Source organism: Nostoc sp. (genome assembly GCF_036917395.1).
Taxonomy (GTDB): domain Bacteria; phylum Cyanobacteriota; class Cyanobacteriia; order Cyanobacteriales; family Nostocaceae; genus Nostoc.
The window spans coordinates 113,575-128,621 of the sequence record NZ_JBALDI010000067.1 but is presented as its reverse complement, the minus strand read 5'-3'; the positions used below and the strand labels follow the sequence as shown (position 1 = coordinate 128,621).

General features: G+C 44.3%; 17 protein-coding genes. 5 read left to right on the top strand and 12 right to left on the bottom strand.

The window, feature by feature from the left end:
• Positions 1-541 precede the first annotated feature (541 nt).
• A complete protein-coding gene (locus V7K46_RS23015; RefSeq protein ID WP_335117148.1) occupies positions 542-1,327 on the bottom strand; it encodes a TatD family hydrolase in 786 nt (261 codons plus the stop codon).
• Positions 1,328-1,519: 192 nt separating this feature from the next.
• Positions 1,520-1,816, bottom strand: a complete 297-nt coding sequence (gene rpsT, locus V7K46_RS23010; RefSeq protein WP_273762258.1) for a 30S ribosomal protein S20 — start codon at positions 1,814-1,816, stop codon at positions 1,520-1,522.
• A 741-nt stretch (positions 1,817-2,557) separates the two neighbouring features.
• Between rpsT and hisD the strand changes: the two genes are divergently transcribed.
• Together hisD and V7K46_RS23000 are read left to right on the top strand one after the other, a co-directional pair.
• Entirely contained in the window at positions 2,558-3,859 is a 1,302-nt protein-coding gene (gene hisD, locus V7K46_RS23005) for a histidinol dehydrogenase (RefSeq protein ID WP_335117145.1), read from the top strand.
• A 466-nt stretch (positions 3,860-4,325) separates the two neighbouring features.
• On the top strand, positions 4,326-4,751 hold the full coding sequence (locus V7K46_RS23000) for a universal stress protein (RefSeq protein ID WP_335117143.1): 426 nt from the start codon (positions 4,326-4,328) through the stop codon (positions 4,749-4,751).
• Positions 4,752-5,006: 255 nt separating this feature from the next.
• On the opposite strand, the gene V7K46_RS22995 is transcribed toward V7K46_RS23000, so the two are convergent.
• Complete coding sequence (locus tag V7K46_RS22995; protein WP_335117186.1) at positions 5,007-5,174, bottom strand: hypothetical protein; 168 nt, start codon at positions 5,172-5,174, stop codon at positions 5,007-5,009.
• Positions 5,175-5,474: 300 nt separating this feature from the next.
• Between V7K46_RS22995 and V7K46_RS22990 the strand changes: the two genes are divergently transcribed.
• The gene (locus V7K46_RS22990) at positions 5,475-6,809 is read left to right on the top strand and encodes an HlyD family secretion protein (protein ID WP_335117141.1); all 1,335 of its coding nucleotides are present in this window, start codon (positions 5,475-5,477) and stop codon (positions 6,807-6,809) included.
• 67 nt (positions 6,810-6,876) lie between these two features.
• On the opposite strand, the gene V7K46_RS22985 is transcribed toward V7K46_RS22990, so the two are convergent.
• Positions 6,877-7,068: a hypothetical protein gene (locus V7K46_RS22985; protein ID WP_335117184.1), complete on the bottom strand. Its 192-nt coding sequence runs from the start codon at positions 7,066-7,068 to the stop codon at positions 6,877-6,879.
• A 1-nt stretch (position 7,069) separates the two neighbouring features.
• On the bottom strand, positions 7,070-7,456 hold the full coding sequence (locus tag V7K46_RS22980) for a hypothetical protein (protein ID WP_335117139.1): 387 nt from the start codon (positions 7,454-7,456) through the stop codon (positions 7,070-7,072).
• A 139-nt stretch (positions 7,457-7,595) separates the two neighbouring features.
• On the opposite strand from V7K46_RS22980, the gene hslO reads away from it, so the two are divergent.
• Both hslO and V7K46_RS22970 read left to right on the top strand, forming a co-directional pair.
• Positions 7,596-8,501, top strand: coding sequence for an Hsp33 family molecular chaperone HslO (gene hslO, locus V7K46_RS22975; protein WP_335117137.1), 906 nt, complete (start codon positions 7,596-7,598; stop codon positions 8,499-8,501).
• A 153-nt stretch (positions 8,502-8,654) separates the two neighbouring features.
• Entirely contained in the window at positions 8,655-10,679 is a 2,025-nt protein-coding gene (locus V7K46_RS22970) for a chromosome segregation ATPase (protein WP_335117135.1), read from the top strand.
• 169 nt (positions 10,680-10,848) lie between these two features.
• Here the strand turns inward: V7K46_RS22970 and V7K46_RS22965 are convergent, their stop codons facing one another.
• The 7 genes from V7K46_RS22965 to V7K46_RS22935 form a co-directional block, all read right to left on the bottom strand.
• On the bottom strand, positions 10,849-11,727 hold the full coding sequence (locus V7K46_RS22965) for an NAD(P)-dependent oxidoreductase (protein ID WP_335117133.1): 879 nt from the start codon (positions 11,725-11,727) through the stop codon (positions 10,849-10,851).
• A gap of 362 nt (positions 11,728-12,089) precedes the next feature.
• Complete coding sequence (locus tag V7K46_RS22960) at positions 12,090-13,301, bottom strand: class I SAM-dependent methyltransferase (protein ID WP_335117131.1); 1,212 nt, start codon at positions 13,299-13,301, stop codon at positions 12,090-12,092.
• 208 nt (positions 13,302-13,509) lie between these two features.
• Positions 13,510-13,638 carry a hypothetical protein gene (locus V7K46_RS22955; protein ID WP_335117129.1) on the bottom strand — a complete coding sequence of 43 codons (129 nt, stop codon included), beginning with the start codon at positions 13,636-13,638 and terminating at the stop codon, positions 13,510-13,512.
• Between the two features lie 12 nt (positions 13,639-13,650).
• A complete protein-coding gene (locus tag V7K46_RS22950) occupies positions 13,651-13,863 on the bottom strand; it encodes a DUF5615 family PIN-like protein (protein ID WP_335117127.1) in 213 nt (70 codons plus the stop codon).
• A gap of 6 nt (positions 13,864-13,869) precedes the next feature.
• A complete protein-coding gene (locus tag V7K46_RS22945) occupies positions 13,870-14,202 on the bottom strand; it encodes a DUF433 domain-containing protein (RefSeq protein ID WP_335117125.1) in 333 nt (110 codons plus the stop codon).
• 82 nt (positions 14,203-14,284) lie between these two features.
• The gene (locus V7K46_RS22940; RefSeq protein ID WP_335117124.1) at positions 14,285-14,416 is read right to left on the bottom strand and encodes a hypothetical protein; all 132 of its coding nucleotides are present in this window, start codon (positions 14,414-14,416) and stop codon (positions 14,285-14,287) included.
• Entirely contained in the window at positions 14,409-14,798 is a 390-nt protein-coding gene (locus V7K46_RS22935; protein ID WP_335117122.1) for a VOC family protein, read from the bottom strand. Before V7K46_RS22935 ends, V7K46_RS22940 begins: the two co-directional genes overlap by 8 nt.
• Between the last annotated feature and the right edge of the window lie 249 nt (positions 14,799-15,047).

The window sequence follows — 15,047 nt, the reverse complement described above, 5'->3', positions numbered from 1 at the left end:
CTCACTATAGTCTTGATTTAAGAAGAATATACAGTTGAGATATTCCTGAGTTTTATCTACTTTCTTCATTTCCCCTCCAAAAAGCGCGTTAATTTGCTGACGCAGCTCTAGACGGTATGTCTTAAATCACCCCGCTATTTATACTCTCAGTGATATCCTAGATATCCTAAGACTGAGGGAATGATCCGTACCTTGTCGGCTTTGAATCAGAATCACTTCATTTTGCTCAATTGTACTCACAAGGCAATTTTGTTTAACGATTTTGAATATGTTCAATACACACCAAGCTGATGTTGTGCAAAAGTTTAGCTCAACCTGGGTTGGCACGGTTAGTCATGTGTGGAGAGCATCCGCTTGTAGAGATTTGGAGCATGGCCAAGCCGATAACAGCACGGAAAATCCGGAGCAGAAATTTTAGCTTCCTTCCTTTATCATTATGGCGCAAGCAAAATGTTTTTGAGGCAATAATATTATCATATTTTTGTCCCCCTAGAGTTTTATTTTTTTTAGCACAAATCAATAAAAGAGATTAAAGCCCACTTTATATTGACAGACCGAATAATTCACAGGCATTCTGGGTGGTTTGATGGGCGATCGCCTCTACTGTTTCCTGACGCAGTTTAGCTACTTGCTCGGCTACATAAAGCACGTAGGCAGGCTCGTTGCGCCTCTCGCCCCGTTTGGGAACTGGGGCCAGAAATGGGCAGTCTGTTTCAATCAGTAGGCGATCGCTACTCACCATCGCAGCTGAGGATTGGATCGCTTTGGCGTTTTTGAACGTTACCGTTCCGCTAAAGCTGATGTATAAGCCTAAATCTAGAAACCATTGAGTTTCTTCTGGCGTTCCTCCCCAGCAATGCATGACGCCCCGCACTTTTTCTTTCTTAAGTTTCTGCCACTTTTGTAGCACTTCTCTGGTTTGGACCGCAGCGTCACGGCAGTGGATAATCACTGGTAAGTTGAGTTCAGATGCGATCGCTAACTGCGACTCAAATACCATGAGCTGATGCTCATAGTTATCAGCTTTGTAAAAATCCAGTCCCATTTCCCCAATTGCTACCACATTCGAGTCTGAACTCGCTAAAGTTTTGATTTTCTCGCCTGTCTCGCTATTCCATTTATCAGCATCTAAAGGATGTAATCCCACGGCAAAACTGATTTCAGGAAACTCTTGGGCTATGGATTGAATACTGGAAAACTCCTCCGGCTGAACACAGGAATGTACTAAACGCACTACACCTGCTTCTTGCCACCGCGATCGCACTGTTGCTAAATCTGGCTGGAAACTATCAAAGTTAAGATGAACGTGCGTGTCTATCAGTTGCATTCTTTGTCCTTTGTTGTTTGTCCTTGGTCATTTGTAAGAGAAGTTCTGTACCCTTCGGGATGCCAAAGCCATATGCTCGCGGATTCATTGGCGCCGCCTCTGGTAGAGAACAGGCGGCGCTATCCTTGTCAGCCGACGCTCAGACTTGTCTCTTTGTTTTCTGACCAATGACTAAGGACAAATGACCAATGACTACTCAACTATTTGTGTGAGGGGTTTTAGTCTGTGAGCCAATCTTGACTTTTTCCTTGCTCCATTGTTAGGGTGAAGGACACCCCGTTTGATCGCTTTATCGATTTTACCGTAAGCCTCTGATAACCGATCCTGTGCTTCTTGTTTTAATTCTGGGGTAGGATTAGCTGTATAGGCAGCTACAGCATTCAAGTATTTCTTCATCAGTGTCTTTACTGCTGATTTGTAAGCTTTATTACGCAGTCGGTTACGTTCTGCGATTTCGGCACGCTTGAGAGCAGACTTTGTATTCGCCACAGTCAATTCCAAAAATACTATTATTTCTGTACACATACTACTAGACTTACTAATATAGCATCCAAATTGCCAATGTTATAATTTCCTAAAAAAATTATGCTATTGGGCATGGGGCATGGATAAATAATCAATAGTTCTTCCCCTGCTTCCTTATCTCTCCAATCCCCAATTCAGTGTGTCGTCAATTTAGGAAATGCGTTAAAATAAGGTACATAAAATTAAATAGTCACCCTAACTCACCACAACCTAGTTAAGCAATGTGATTGCCAATAAATATAATAATCTGTCCATAAAGCGGATGTATTGTTAGAGGCAAAGAAGTCTAAAAAGCTAAATTCCAGGGATTTCCAAGTATAGAACCGACATATGGTGTCTGTACACATGTTAACTACTAAAAAGTTAGGAAAATAAGTAAAAATTATACTCAGACCCTACCCCCTGTAAATCCGGGGGCTTGGATGTGCAAACACACCACCTGCACCCCGCAAGGAGTGAGGGGAAGGGCATAAAGGTAACGGGAAATGGCACACCTGCTTCCTGCCGCAAGCCTGCCAAGGTTTGTCGGACTGAGCAATTGAATTGCCTTCTCAAGCAAACCAAGTGCTGGCAGCCTTGAGAGTATCAAAAAAATCCAGGTTAAGCTAGAGAAGAGAATTAGAGTCAGCTTGCACACCCCAGTGGGTCAAGAGCAATACTAAATCTCAGGTGGCAATATTATAATTTTGGCATTGTGCTTACTCCATGCTGCGAATTATTACTCAGCAGGCAGACGTCAGAGCAGAACTACAACGGATCTGCGATCGCACCCATGACGAACAGGTGCTTCACAAAGAAGCAACGGTGCGGGAAGTTTTGCAAGCAGTGAAGCGCCAAGGCGACAAAGCTGTATTGCATTACACAGCCGAATTCGACAAACAAACCCTGAAAGCAGAAGAACTCCGAGTTACAGGCTCAGAACTAGATGCAGCCTATCAGCAGGTGTCAAAGGAGTTGCTTGATGCAATTCGGCTAGCTTACCGCCAAATTGAAGCGTTTCATCGTCAGCGAGTACCCAAAAGCTGGGTACACTTCGGCGAGGATGAAATAGTGCTGGGCAAACGCTACACCCCCGTAGACCGAGCCGGGTTGTATGTGCCTGGTGGTCGCGCCGCCTATCCCAGTACAGTACTGATGAATGCAATTCCGGCTCATGTTGCTGCTGTACCCCACGTGGTGATGGTAACACCACCAGGTTTAGGGGGTGCTATTAACCCAGCAGTCTTGGTAGCTGCCCAAGAAGCAGGAGTACAAGAAATTTATCGTATTGGAGGCGCACAAGCGATCGCTGCTTTAGCCTATGGCACAGAAACGATTCCAAAAGTGAATGTAATTACTGGGCCTGGTAACATTTATGTCACCTTAGCGAAAAAACTTGTCTACGGCATTGTCGGCATTGATTCTTTGGCAGGTCCTAGCGAAGTGCTGGTAATTGCCGATGAAACGGCAAATCCGGTGCATGTAGCTGCTGACTTGCTAGCCCAAGCCGAACACGATCCAATGGCGGCAGCAATTTTGCTAACCACAGATGCTGCTTTGGCAAAAAACGTGCAATTAGCCTTGGAAAGACAGCTAGTGGATCACCCACGGCGAATAGACACAGAAAAGGCGATCGCTCATTATGGGTTGATTATTCTTGTGGAATCGCTCCAAGCAGCAGCAGAACTCTCAAATGAATTTGCCCCCGAACATCTAGAATTAGAAGTTAAAGACCCTTGGGCACTATTACCACAGATTCGCCACGCTGGGGCAATCTTTTTAGGTTACTCCACACCAGAAGCTGTAGGAGACTATTTGGCAGGCCCTAACCACACCTTGCCAACTTCTGGCGCTGCCCGCTATGCCTCAGCATTAGGGGTTGAAACTTTCCTGAAACACTCCAGTATTATTCAATACTCCCAAGCTGCGCTGCAAAATGTGGCTAGTGCCATTGATGTGCTAGCAACAGCAGAGGGCTTACCTTCCCATGCTGATTCAGTCCGACGCCGAATTCAGCAAGAAGAGTGATTAGGAATGGTTAATTTTTTCCTAATCCTGTTGGCAAAAGTCACTCGATAGGTTCCAAATAAAAGTTTGGACAGCAATGTCTGACGACAAGCCCTCCGGGTGACGCTCGTTCCTCGCTAACGCTAACGCTACCGCTGCGCTGGCTCACCGCTTGGCGTCTACGCACGCCACTTGCTACCTTGCTTTAAGCCTTTTGGCGGGCGTCTACAAGTTAGGCATTGCCCACCTAATCCAGTGGCTTATTAAGGAAGGAGTTACCTGCATAGTAAGCCAGTGAACAGTTCAGAGGAGAGTTACCATCCCCTTGTTGCTACAATGCACTAACATCAAAGTGGGTTAAACCGACCTATGACGCAGCCTCGAATATATAAACGAAGTAGGCAGATGAGAAATTAATTTAGTGTAGCTGGCAACAAGTTTTGCTAGATACTTATGTAAGGGGTCTACTTTTTAGGAGACGAGAGCGGTGCTAAAGAATATTTTGGTAGCTCTGGACGGTTCGGAAATTGCAGAACGAGTAATTCAGACTTTAGATAATTTGGCGTTGTCAAAAGATGCCAAGGTTATTCTGTGTCATGTGTTTCCCACGCCAGACTCAGAGATGGAACTACCCGCTGATCGTCCTCAGCCAGAGTCCCCAACATTTTCTTATTTTCATATTGAAAAACAATTGCAATCATATCAGGAAAAGTTATCAGTCATTTGTGAGTTAGAACTGGTAACTGGTGATCCTGCCGAAGAGATTATTCGCCTTGCCAATATTCACAAAACTGACTTGATTATAATTGGCAGTCGTGGGTTGATTGGGATGAAGCGAATTGTCCAAGGTTCTGTTAGCAGTCAAGTTGTGGAAGAGGCTAATTGTTCGGTGTTGGTGGTAAAGCCAAGGTAAAAATTGGCTAAAGTTGGATTGGACTTCTAAACAAATGGTTATCGGTGTTCGTTCCCCCGTGCTGGCAGATGGGATACATCGAGAATTCCAGATGTCGTTGTGATTCAATTGCCTTAGTGGCGGGAGTTAAGAAACCGAGAAGCAGTTATTGAACTCAACGAATCACCTCCTTTGTTGCTGGTAGAAGTCGTCAGCGAATCAACAAAAACCGTAGACTATCGAGCCAAGCGAGTTAAGTATAAGATTAAAAATAATTTAAGGGTTGAGAAAATATAAATGGTCACCGGGTTGCGATCGCAAATCTTCCACAGTCCCCTGAATTTGTAACTTGCCTTGATTTAGTACCACGATCCAATCAGCACGGTTGATTACTCTAGGACGGTGGCTAATCAAGATCGTGGTTTTACCTTGGCGCTGCAACAACAAAAGATTTGGTGTTTTAACTAAAATGCACTAATTATTATTTAGACTTAACTGTATACAAACCTTGTATTTACATACTAACTATATCCAAGTAAGGCACTTATCAGTAATAAAAGTAAAAGCCGTTGCTTTCTGCCTCCAGCGGAAAAACGCCAAAATTATGGGAATTTTGCCAAAAAGATGATTGAAACGGAAGAGAGCTTTTATTTTTTGGATATACCTAAATTTTGGTCGTCACGCTAAGGCTAGGTAGATTTTTTTGCTAGATTATTTACACAAGCAAAATGTTTTTTAGCATCTATGTTTATTGACCCCCAACCAGACTTTATCCGCCTAGTCGAAAACGACGAATATCTTCCGCCAATCAGCATATGGACAAGGTTGGGAGGGATATTTTTAATTGGAAGTATTGGCGCTGCCTTCAGCCTTGCTAGTGTCTTTAAATACAACATAATAGTGAAAGCTGACGCTACCGTCCGCCCAACCGGAGAAATACGGGTAGTGCAAGCATCAGCTGAGGGAACAATCAGAAGCATCAAGGTGAAGGAAAATCAGGTTGTAAAAAAGGGAGATGCGATCGCAGTGATCGACAACTCCGAATTAGAAAGTAGAAAAGAGGAAATACTCGGAAATATTCAGCAAAATCAGTTACAGCGATCGCAGATCAATGGACAACTAAAAGCCTTAGAAACTCAAGTCACTGCTGAGTCCAATGCAATGCAACAGGCGGTCACATCTGCAAAAGCAGACTTGAGTCGTAACCAACGGGACTATCGAGACAGGGGAATTACAAGTCAGACAGAAGTGGACGAAGCACAAGCCTTTGTGGCGTCAGCTAAGGATAAACTGGACCGATATAAGGGGCTAGCTAAGACTGAAGCAGTCACTGCTGCCGAAATTTCGGAAAAAGAACAAGATTTTAAAGCTGCACTTGCTAGATTAGAACGTAGCAAAATTGGACTCAATCCCAGTGATGCGACTGTGGCGATCGCCCAAGAACGCATTGCCCAGGAATTGACAAAGGGTAAATCTACATTGGCGGCATTGAACAAAGACAGACAAGAAATCATCAGGCGTCAAATAGAAATCCAAAACCAAACTAGCAACGCTCAACAAGAACTTAAACGAGTCTTCACGGAACTGCAAAAAACTGTAATTCGAACTTCAGAGGGAGGTACTATTCTGAGACTGGAATTAAGAAATACTGGGCAAGTTGTGAAGGCTGGGGATGTGATCGCTCAAATTGCCCCTAATAATGCTCCTCTAGTGATCAAAGCCCGTGTTGCCGCTTCTGATATTACTAAGGTAAAAGTATGTAAAGTTATACAAGTCACAAAATGTACTCAAGGGAAAGTCCAAATGCGGCTTTCTGCCTATCCGTACCCCGATTATGGCATACTCAATGGTGCTGTTAGAGGTATTACTGCCGATGTGATTATACCTCAATCTAACAGTAATATACCTGCTGCACCTTACTACGAGATTACAATCCAGCCGGACAGATTTTATCTGATTAAGGGCAATCAATCTTATGCCATTCAACCTGGTATGGAAGTTACAGCCGACATTATTTCTAAAGAAGAGACTGTTCTAACATTTATTTTGAGAAAAGCAAGGCTGCTGACAGATTTGTAGGCTGATTGAGAATAGGCATGGAGACATAGACAAAGAAGAATCCTCTTTGTCTACACGTTCAATCGATTCAACGTCTTTGAGTTGCCAAAAACTGACACAAGCTTAACAAACTCAGGGTTTGAGCCAAATTCAAGGGCAAAATTGAAATTACTTTTAAGCGGGATTGTACCCAATGAGAAAACTGGGGATTGGGGGCACAAGGACGCAAAGAACAAGCAATGCCCAATACCTCATGCCCAATCCCTTCACGTCCAGTCAATTCAACGCCCTTGAGTTGCCAAAAACTGACGCAAGCTTAACAAACTCAGGGTTTGACCCAAATTCAAGGGCAAAATTGAAATTCCTTCCAAGCGGGATTGTACCCAACCTTCTCCCCAGTACCATTCATGAAACCCGTCAATGCCTCCACTTAGTAGCAAACGGAGACAGTTGGATTTTACAACGTCTACTTGATGATGAATCGAGACTGGCCCAGTCCAGGTAGTAAACTGGAATCCGGGAAGCAGTTGTTCTGGCATTCCTGGCGCAAAGCGTTGCCCTAAGAGCCATTTTTCTAGTTGCACCGGATGCAGCAGACTGTCACGAATTGCATCTGTTGGTGCTTCTATTTCGATCCGCAGTTGGCTTTGTTGAAAATTACCCAGCATTTTTATAGGATTACCTAAAGGTGAGACATCGCTATTTCTAATATTGCAAATACAATCACTAGTTATTATGGTGTCACTTTTCTACCAGCAGAGAACTTAGAATAGAAAAAGTGAACTGTTAAGAAATGTAAGGTTTTTCATGGCGGATCAGTTAATTCGTGCAACAGCAGCCGAAGGTGGGATTCGTGCTGTAGGTGTGGTAACCACACGTTTAACAGAAGAAGCACGGGGGCGGCATAAGCTTTCCTATGTGGCAACGGCAGCACTGGGTCGGACTATGGCGGCTGGCTTGTTGATGGCTTCTAGCATGAAGCGAACTGGGTCGAGGGTCAATGTTCGGGTGAAGGGCGATGGCCCTTTGGGTGGCATATTGGTAGATGCACGTTTAGATGGAACAGTACGCGGGTATGTGGGAAATCCATCTGTGGAATTACCTCCTAATGCCAAAGGTAAGCTAGATGTTGGTGGTGCGGTGGGTGGCGGCTACCTCTACGTTGTGCGGGATATCGGTTATGGTTACCCTTATTCTAGTACTGTAGAACTAGTTTCTGGCGAAATTGGCGATGATGTGGCTCATTATCTGGTGAATTCCGAACAAACACCTTCAGCTTTAGTTTTAGGTGTCTTCGTGGGAGCAAGTGGAGTAACGGCTGCTGGAGGATTACTCCTACAAGTGTTACCCAAAGCCGCCAGAGACGAAGCCTTAGTAAAAACCTTGGAATCACGGGTAGCTAGTCTAGCAGGATTTACACCATTGTTGCAAGCTGGGAAGACTTTGACTGAAATCTTCAACGACTTGCTAGGAGACATGGGGCTGGCAATCTTTCCTGAAAGACAAATGCTGCGCTTCCACTGTGGTTGTTCTTTTGATCGTGTTTTGGGGGCACTGAAAATTTTGGGAGAAGCTGAACTGCAAGATATGATTATTAAAGATAATGGTGCTGAAGCAACTTGCGACTTTTGCGGCAACGTTTACCAGGCAAATAGTGATCAGTTAGCTCAACTAATTGCCGATTTGCAAGCTGAATCTACTGTTTCAGGATAAAGTATAAAACAGCACTAATTTTTCAGGTTGTTAATGGTATTCTGTGGAGAGAGATAATCAAAAAGTAGCTTTTTAATCACGAGAAAGTTACTATGGCAACAATGGAATTATCGACCTAAAACAGAGCGCTATTCAATTATTTTGGTGTGAGAGATGACAGAGCGGGATATTCCAGACAGTTGGTCAACAGGCAAAGCAAGAGAGCCAGATCAAAACACAAGATTATCCCGAACAGAACAATTCGGTGAAACTCAACCATTTGATGTCCCAGCTACTGATTCTAGCTCCAAGTCAGTGAAGCGGGGAAAAACTACCCAAGTCAGTAGAAGTCCTGGGAAATGGCCACGCTGGATGAAAAGCTGGGTGTGGTGGTCAGTACTGCTAATGTTAATTACTGGCGGTGTAGGATTCTTGGCAATGGCAATGCTGCTGAAGTTGCCAGCTGCCCCTAATTGCCCATCGATTTTCTGGCCCCTAGCTAGTGCTTCTGTGCGGATACACTGCGCTCAGTTGGCGGCTTCTAAACAGACAGTGAATGACCTACTGCAAGCGATCGCTCTGGTGAAGCAACTACCACAAAATCACCCGTTGCATGGAGAAATTGATCGTTTCATCCAAGAATGGTCGCGGGATATTTTGAAGCTAGCTGATCAAAGTTTCCAAACAGGGAATTTAGAGGAAGCGATCACTACTGCTGAGAAAATACCCGAAGACGTAGCAGCTTATAAATTAGTCGATGAGCAAATTGGCAAATGGCAATCAATTTGGTCAAAAGCAGAAGCCACATACAACGGTGCGATCGCCGAAGTCCGAGAACGACGCTGGCAATCGGCATTCATGCTGTCCGCCAAAATGCTGCGCGTAGATAATCAATATTGGGCAACTACTAAATACGACCAATTGAATCGCCTAATTGCCACAGCGCGGGAAGATGGCGATAAGTTAGGAAAAGCTGAAAACTTAGCTTCTAGTAAAGTAGTCGATAATTTACTAGAAGCTATCAAGATAGCTGAGTCGATTGGGCAGGAAAGTTACCTTCACCAAAAAGCCCAGGAAGCGATTCCGGCATTTGGACGTAAAATGCTGGAGTTGGCACAGGCAAAACTAGACAAGCGGGACGCGGATGAAGCACTGAATATTGCTAGACAAATTCCAGAGAGTGCGAAACTACAGGGCGAAACAGATGACTTTATTGCCTTGGCTGACGCGAAAAGGAGTGCTTGGATCGGTAATGTTTCTGGTTTAGAGGCTGCGATCGCCCAAGCACAACAAATTGATCCTTCCAGACCAGTGTATAACGAAGCACAGCAACTGATTGCTCGTTGGCAGTTGGAAATTGAAGATGTAGCCCATCTAGACAAAGCGAGAATATTAGCTAGCCAGGGAACAGTCCCTAATTTAACAGCAGCGATCGCCCAAGTGCAGCTGATCCCTGGTAGTAACCCCCGCGCCACAGAAGCTAGGCAAGAAATAGGTCGCTGGAGTGCCCAAATTGAGACAATTGAAGACCAACCTTACTTAGAACGTGCCGACCAGATAGCAATATTCGATGATATCAACTCCTTGCAAGCTGCGATCGCCCAAGCGAGCGAAATTCGTAGAGATCGTGCATTATATCCAGAAGCACAGAAAAAAATTCGTACTTGGGTAGGAAAGATTCAGCGAATTCAAGACCAACCCTATTTGGATCAAGCACAAGAACTGGCTCAGAGTGGAAATCTCACTGCCGCCATTAGCGCCGCTCAACAAATTGCCTCGTCGGGAAGGGCGCTTTCTAGGGAAGCACAAGCTGCGATAAATGACTGGGAAGGGCAAATCCGCACCAGAGAAAATTGGAAAAAAGCCCAGGAAGTGGGGGCTTCTGGCACGCCAGAAGCCTTGGTTGAAGCAATACGGTTGGCAGATCGGGTTTCAAACAATAGCATCTTACGGATGGATGCAAATCTGGCTATTGACCAGTGGAGTCAGCAATTGTTAGAAATAGCACGCTCTCAAGGTCAGTCTGATATTGCTAAAGGCATTGAGATTGCCAAATCGATTCCCCGTGGTAGTGCTGCTTACAGTGCAGCACGAGAGCAAATTAAGACTTGGCAGGAATTTCTCAATCCTCAACCGTCACCTCAGCCTCAGCCTGAATCTCAACCATTTCCTCCATCAACTACTACTAATGGGCAGTAATATCCTTATTAACGATTCAGTTAAAACCTTTTAATTCAGCATTTTCAAAGTACATATCAGGGATGCTGGGGTATAGGGAGAAACTTTCCTCAATGTGTCTCTACAACTTTTTCAAGTATATAAATCACGGGTTAGGGTAACACGGCTAGCTGTGCTACCCTACGAAAATTTATTCCCCCATCGCTTCGCCCCATTCCTTAATTACAGAAAATAGTGATGAGTAATCATCATCAGCAAATGACATTTTCACGGCTGTTTGCAAGATTTGCCGCACACCTTTAATACTGCTAAGATCCAAACTTTGAGATTTCGCTTCAGAGATAAACAATTCTGTATCTTTGAGCAAGTGTTTTGTGGGGAAATTCGGATCAGCATAATTGCCATCCAACATCCGTTGTAGCTTTTTGTCAAAAGTAGGTGCGTAGAGTGAACTGTCGCGCAATATTTGCATAAACACATCCACATCGACACCCTGACGCTGGATAAAAGCTAGACTCAGAGCAAAGCTAGTTGTTAGGGAAGCTATTAGTTGATTTAGTGCCAATTTGAGCGCCGCCGCAGATCCCACAGGGCCTATAAGTAAAGGTTCTGTCCCAAAATTTTGGAGTAACTTTAAATGGCGTTGATATTGTTCTGCCTCTGCCCCTACCATAACACTCAACTTGCCAGCTTTTGCTTCCGGGATACTCCCTAATACGGGTGCTTCTAAATACTCACCACCACCCCCAACAACTGCATCTCTAATTTCCTGGCTTTCTGTGGGAGTAATTGTTCCCATTTGGATGATAGTGCGCCCTTGCAGAGTTTGCCAAGAAGTATCTGAAAGCAGCACATTATAAATGGCCGGGGCATTAGTAAGCATGAGGATTATGCACTCAGCAGCACGAATGGCGTGGCGGGGATTTGTGACAATTTCAGCCCCAGCTGCTTGTAGTGGCGCTAATTTTTCTGGGGTGCGATTGTAGGCAACTAGCTGTATATCTGCGGCTAATAACCTTTGAGCCATTGGCAGTCCCATTAGTCCAGTTCCCAGAAATGCCACCTTCATTTTTCACGTTCCTTTAATACAGCGTCACAGCCCATTGTGGACATTGCCTTTGCATTGTTTGATTCAAATTAGTTGAGAAGTAGTTACTTAAGACTTAAGATACAATCCCAAATATCAGTTTCCTACTCCCCACTTTCTATTCTCTAACTCTGGCAATCAACCACCAGCAGCAAAAGTCACCATAATTATCACTGAAAGTAAAATACCAGGGGTAAGTAGTGTTGCTAGCATTAGCAGGTCATGAGTGGACATAATTATTACTTTGGTAGTGTGTTTAACTTTACAGTAATCACTGTTATGCTAGTCTAAATCAGACTGACAATGCATTCTTAAATAGAGTTTTAACTTATCTTTCTTTAAGTTTATTCAGGCAGCGTCAATCCTTTTAGTGGTTGAGAAATTTCTGTCTTGTCTAGACCTTTGCTCTGAACTAAAACTCCAAAGCCGCCCAGTCCTGTGGGATCTATAAGCTGGTGTAGTGCGTCCCGGCGTTGTAGTAACTGTGAGAGAGGTTGCTGTTGATCACAAAGGGCAGCAATGCGTTCGTCAAAGACGCGGCTTAGCCGTTCGCCTAACCCCAACGCCATTAAAAATAATCCTTGCTGGATAAAACCAACATTCTTTAAATTGCACTTCTTGCCCCAGCGTTCTAAAGCCGTAAAGTTAACATGGGCAGTGATATCTTGTCGCCCAATATTAATATAAGGGTTGTCATGGAAACGGTGATGGTAATAACACTGTAGCGTTCCTTGCGATCGCCTGGGATTATAGTAACGACTGGCGGGGTAGCCATAATCAATTGTTAACACATAGCCGCGCTGCAAGCGGTCTGCTACTATACTCAACCAGTCTAGAGCAGCTAAATTAATTTCACTACGGTAATCATCTGGGTATGCACTTTGGCTAAAGTCGATTTCCACTAAGTCTAAATATTCAGCCAGTTGGGGCGTTGAAAGTTCTCCTGTTACTTCCACAAATGATGGGTATGGGGCATTGGTTTCTTTCTCATTCTTGTCTGTTGTCACATAAATTTCTCGGAGTTCTCCCGTTTCTAGGATGAATTGATGGACGGGGAACGCATCTACTAACTCATTAGAAAAAAAGCAGCCTGCGATCGCATTAGATGGTATATCCTCTAGATTGCACCAACGCACGGGCAAATCTTGCAAGCGTTGCTGCTGTTCTTGTCTTAAAGTTGGGGACTTTTCAACAATGAGGTACTCCAGTGCAGTAAAAAAATCTGGGTAGCGTAGCTGATGATATTTGAGGATATGCAATGCTAGCAGTCCTTGCCCTGCTCCCATTTCTATCAGAGAAAAGGGTACAGGTTTTCCTAAAATCTCCCACATCTGCAAAAATTGTTCTGCTAGTAACTCGCCAAAGTCAGCACAGAGGTTAGCAGACGTGAAAAAATCACCACCCTGAAAGCCAATTTTGACTGCATCACTGGAATAGTAGCCATGTTCAGGATGGTATAATACCATCTCCATGAATTGGGCAAAAGTAATTCGTTGCTGGGGACTAGTGGTAATGTGATGAGCGATCGCTGCACACAGCAAAGGATTTGAATCCATAAAATTTGAGGTTTGAGATTGGGGAGTAGAGAAAATAAATGCTTGCCAGCAGCACAATCAATTTAACTGAAGTGTAAAAATTCAAATCAGTGGTTTAGTGCAGCTATTTGTTAATGCAGAAGTTTACTTGGTGTTGATTTTCGCCCAAGCGATCGCGATGTCTACGACGGGCTACGCCAACGTCAGCCTACTTACTCACCTCCAATCGTTAACGCAAAGGCAAGAACCGGACTTGTCCTTCCCATTCCCCTTCTAGGCTACATTCATCTAGCAACAAAATTTCCTTGATCGCTAAACCAACTGAAACACGACGACTGATCTCAAATAACCCAGGCATTGCCAAGCCTGCTTATAATCGTTCATATGCAAAATTTGTCATAGTCGCGACATCATGAGTTAGCACCACACGCCTGTTTTGCGCTGCCCATTCCAAGACGGTTGGATCGTCTGCTTGAGTCAATCCAACATCCTGAACACGGACAATATCAACATTACTGTTACGACGCAAAACACCACGGACAATCTGATTGTTAAAGTTCTCGTCAGCCAAGAAACGCAGCATCGCAATTTACCCTTGTGGGTTGCGTCTTGCTAAAAGGCGATCGCGCACCCCAATGGGGTTAAAACGCTTTTCAGCTTCCTGTTGAACCTCCGTGGCAAGTCTTTGACGCTCTAGAAGGTACGTATCAACCTCAGCTTGGTGTCGTAAGTAATAACCAATCACCAAATAGACATCCCAAAGATGAAGCGATGGGTACTGTTCTGTGATCTCTTCTGCTGTAGCCCCTTCAAGGAAAGCTGTAACGACAGTATCTAAAGTGACGCGAGTTTTATTAATCCTAACAACGCCATTTGCATCAGTTACAAGGGGAATCGGGGTAACAGTAGGAATAAGTAGCATTTTAATATTTGGGCAGCGTTGTTTTCCTATCCTCAGGATAAGTCAAAGTAAGAAAATTAGGCGTTGATTTTCCATTGTCGTGTTAGCCTGCTGCTCGTAGTAAGCGGATAAACCCTTCCTGCTCAAAGTGCCGATCAGTAGACAATGCCTCTGTAATCCCGCGCTGGCGCATTAGCACAAAGCTCAGTGCATCACATAGATCGCTATTAGCCACTCACTAACGACACCAGCACGCCATTAGGATCGCGGACACGAGCAATAGTGTGTCCCCCAGGCTGAGTTTTAGGGGCATCTAGTGTTTTTGCACCTGCCCCGATTGCTCTCATATAAGCGCTGCCAACATCAGGTGTGATAAATGATATCTGGATTAATGTCGGTGGTTGTGTGGCGTCGTTGGAATGGAAGCCGCCAGGAAATAATTTATGTGCCTCGTTACTAGAGGAGAAAGCTAGTGTGGTGTTTCCGGTTTCGATTTCAGCCCAGATAGATTGCCCCTTATCCAGGAGAGTGCGACGAACTAGACCAAAGGCTTTTTCGTAAAACTCAACCGTCTTAACTACATCGTCTACCCAGATGAGCGTGTAACCAAATTTCACAGTTATTTCTCCTTCTTAGAAAAATCAGTGCTGGCGAGGATCTTTGCTACTTCACTGTATGCGATTTGAATACACAGTAGCTTAATCCAGAATGTTACGATCTGTTGCTATTTGTGCCCCTGTTTGCATCATTTCCATATCTGATGGCGACCTAATAATCAGGCAATTAACAGTGATATGCTACTAGCAATCCCCATAGTCCTCTAAATATCAAAATTGGTACAACCAAGTTGATGCGAATCTGCAAAT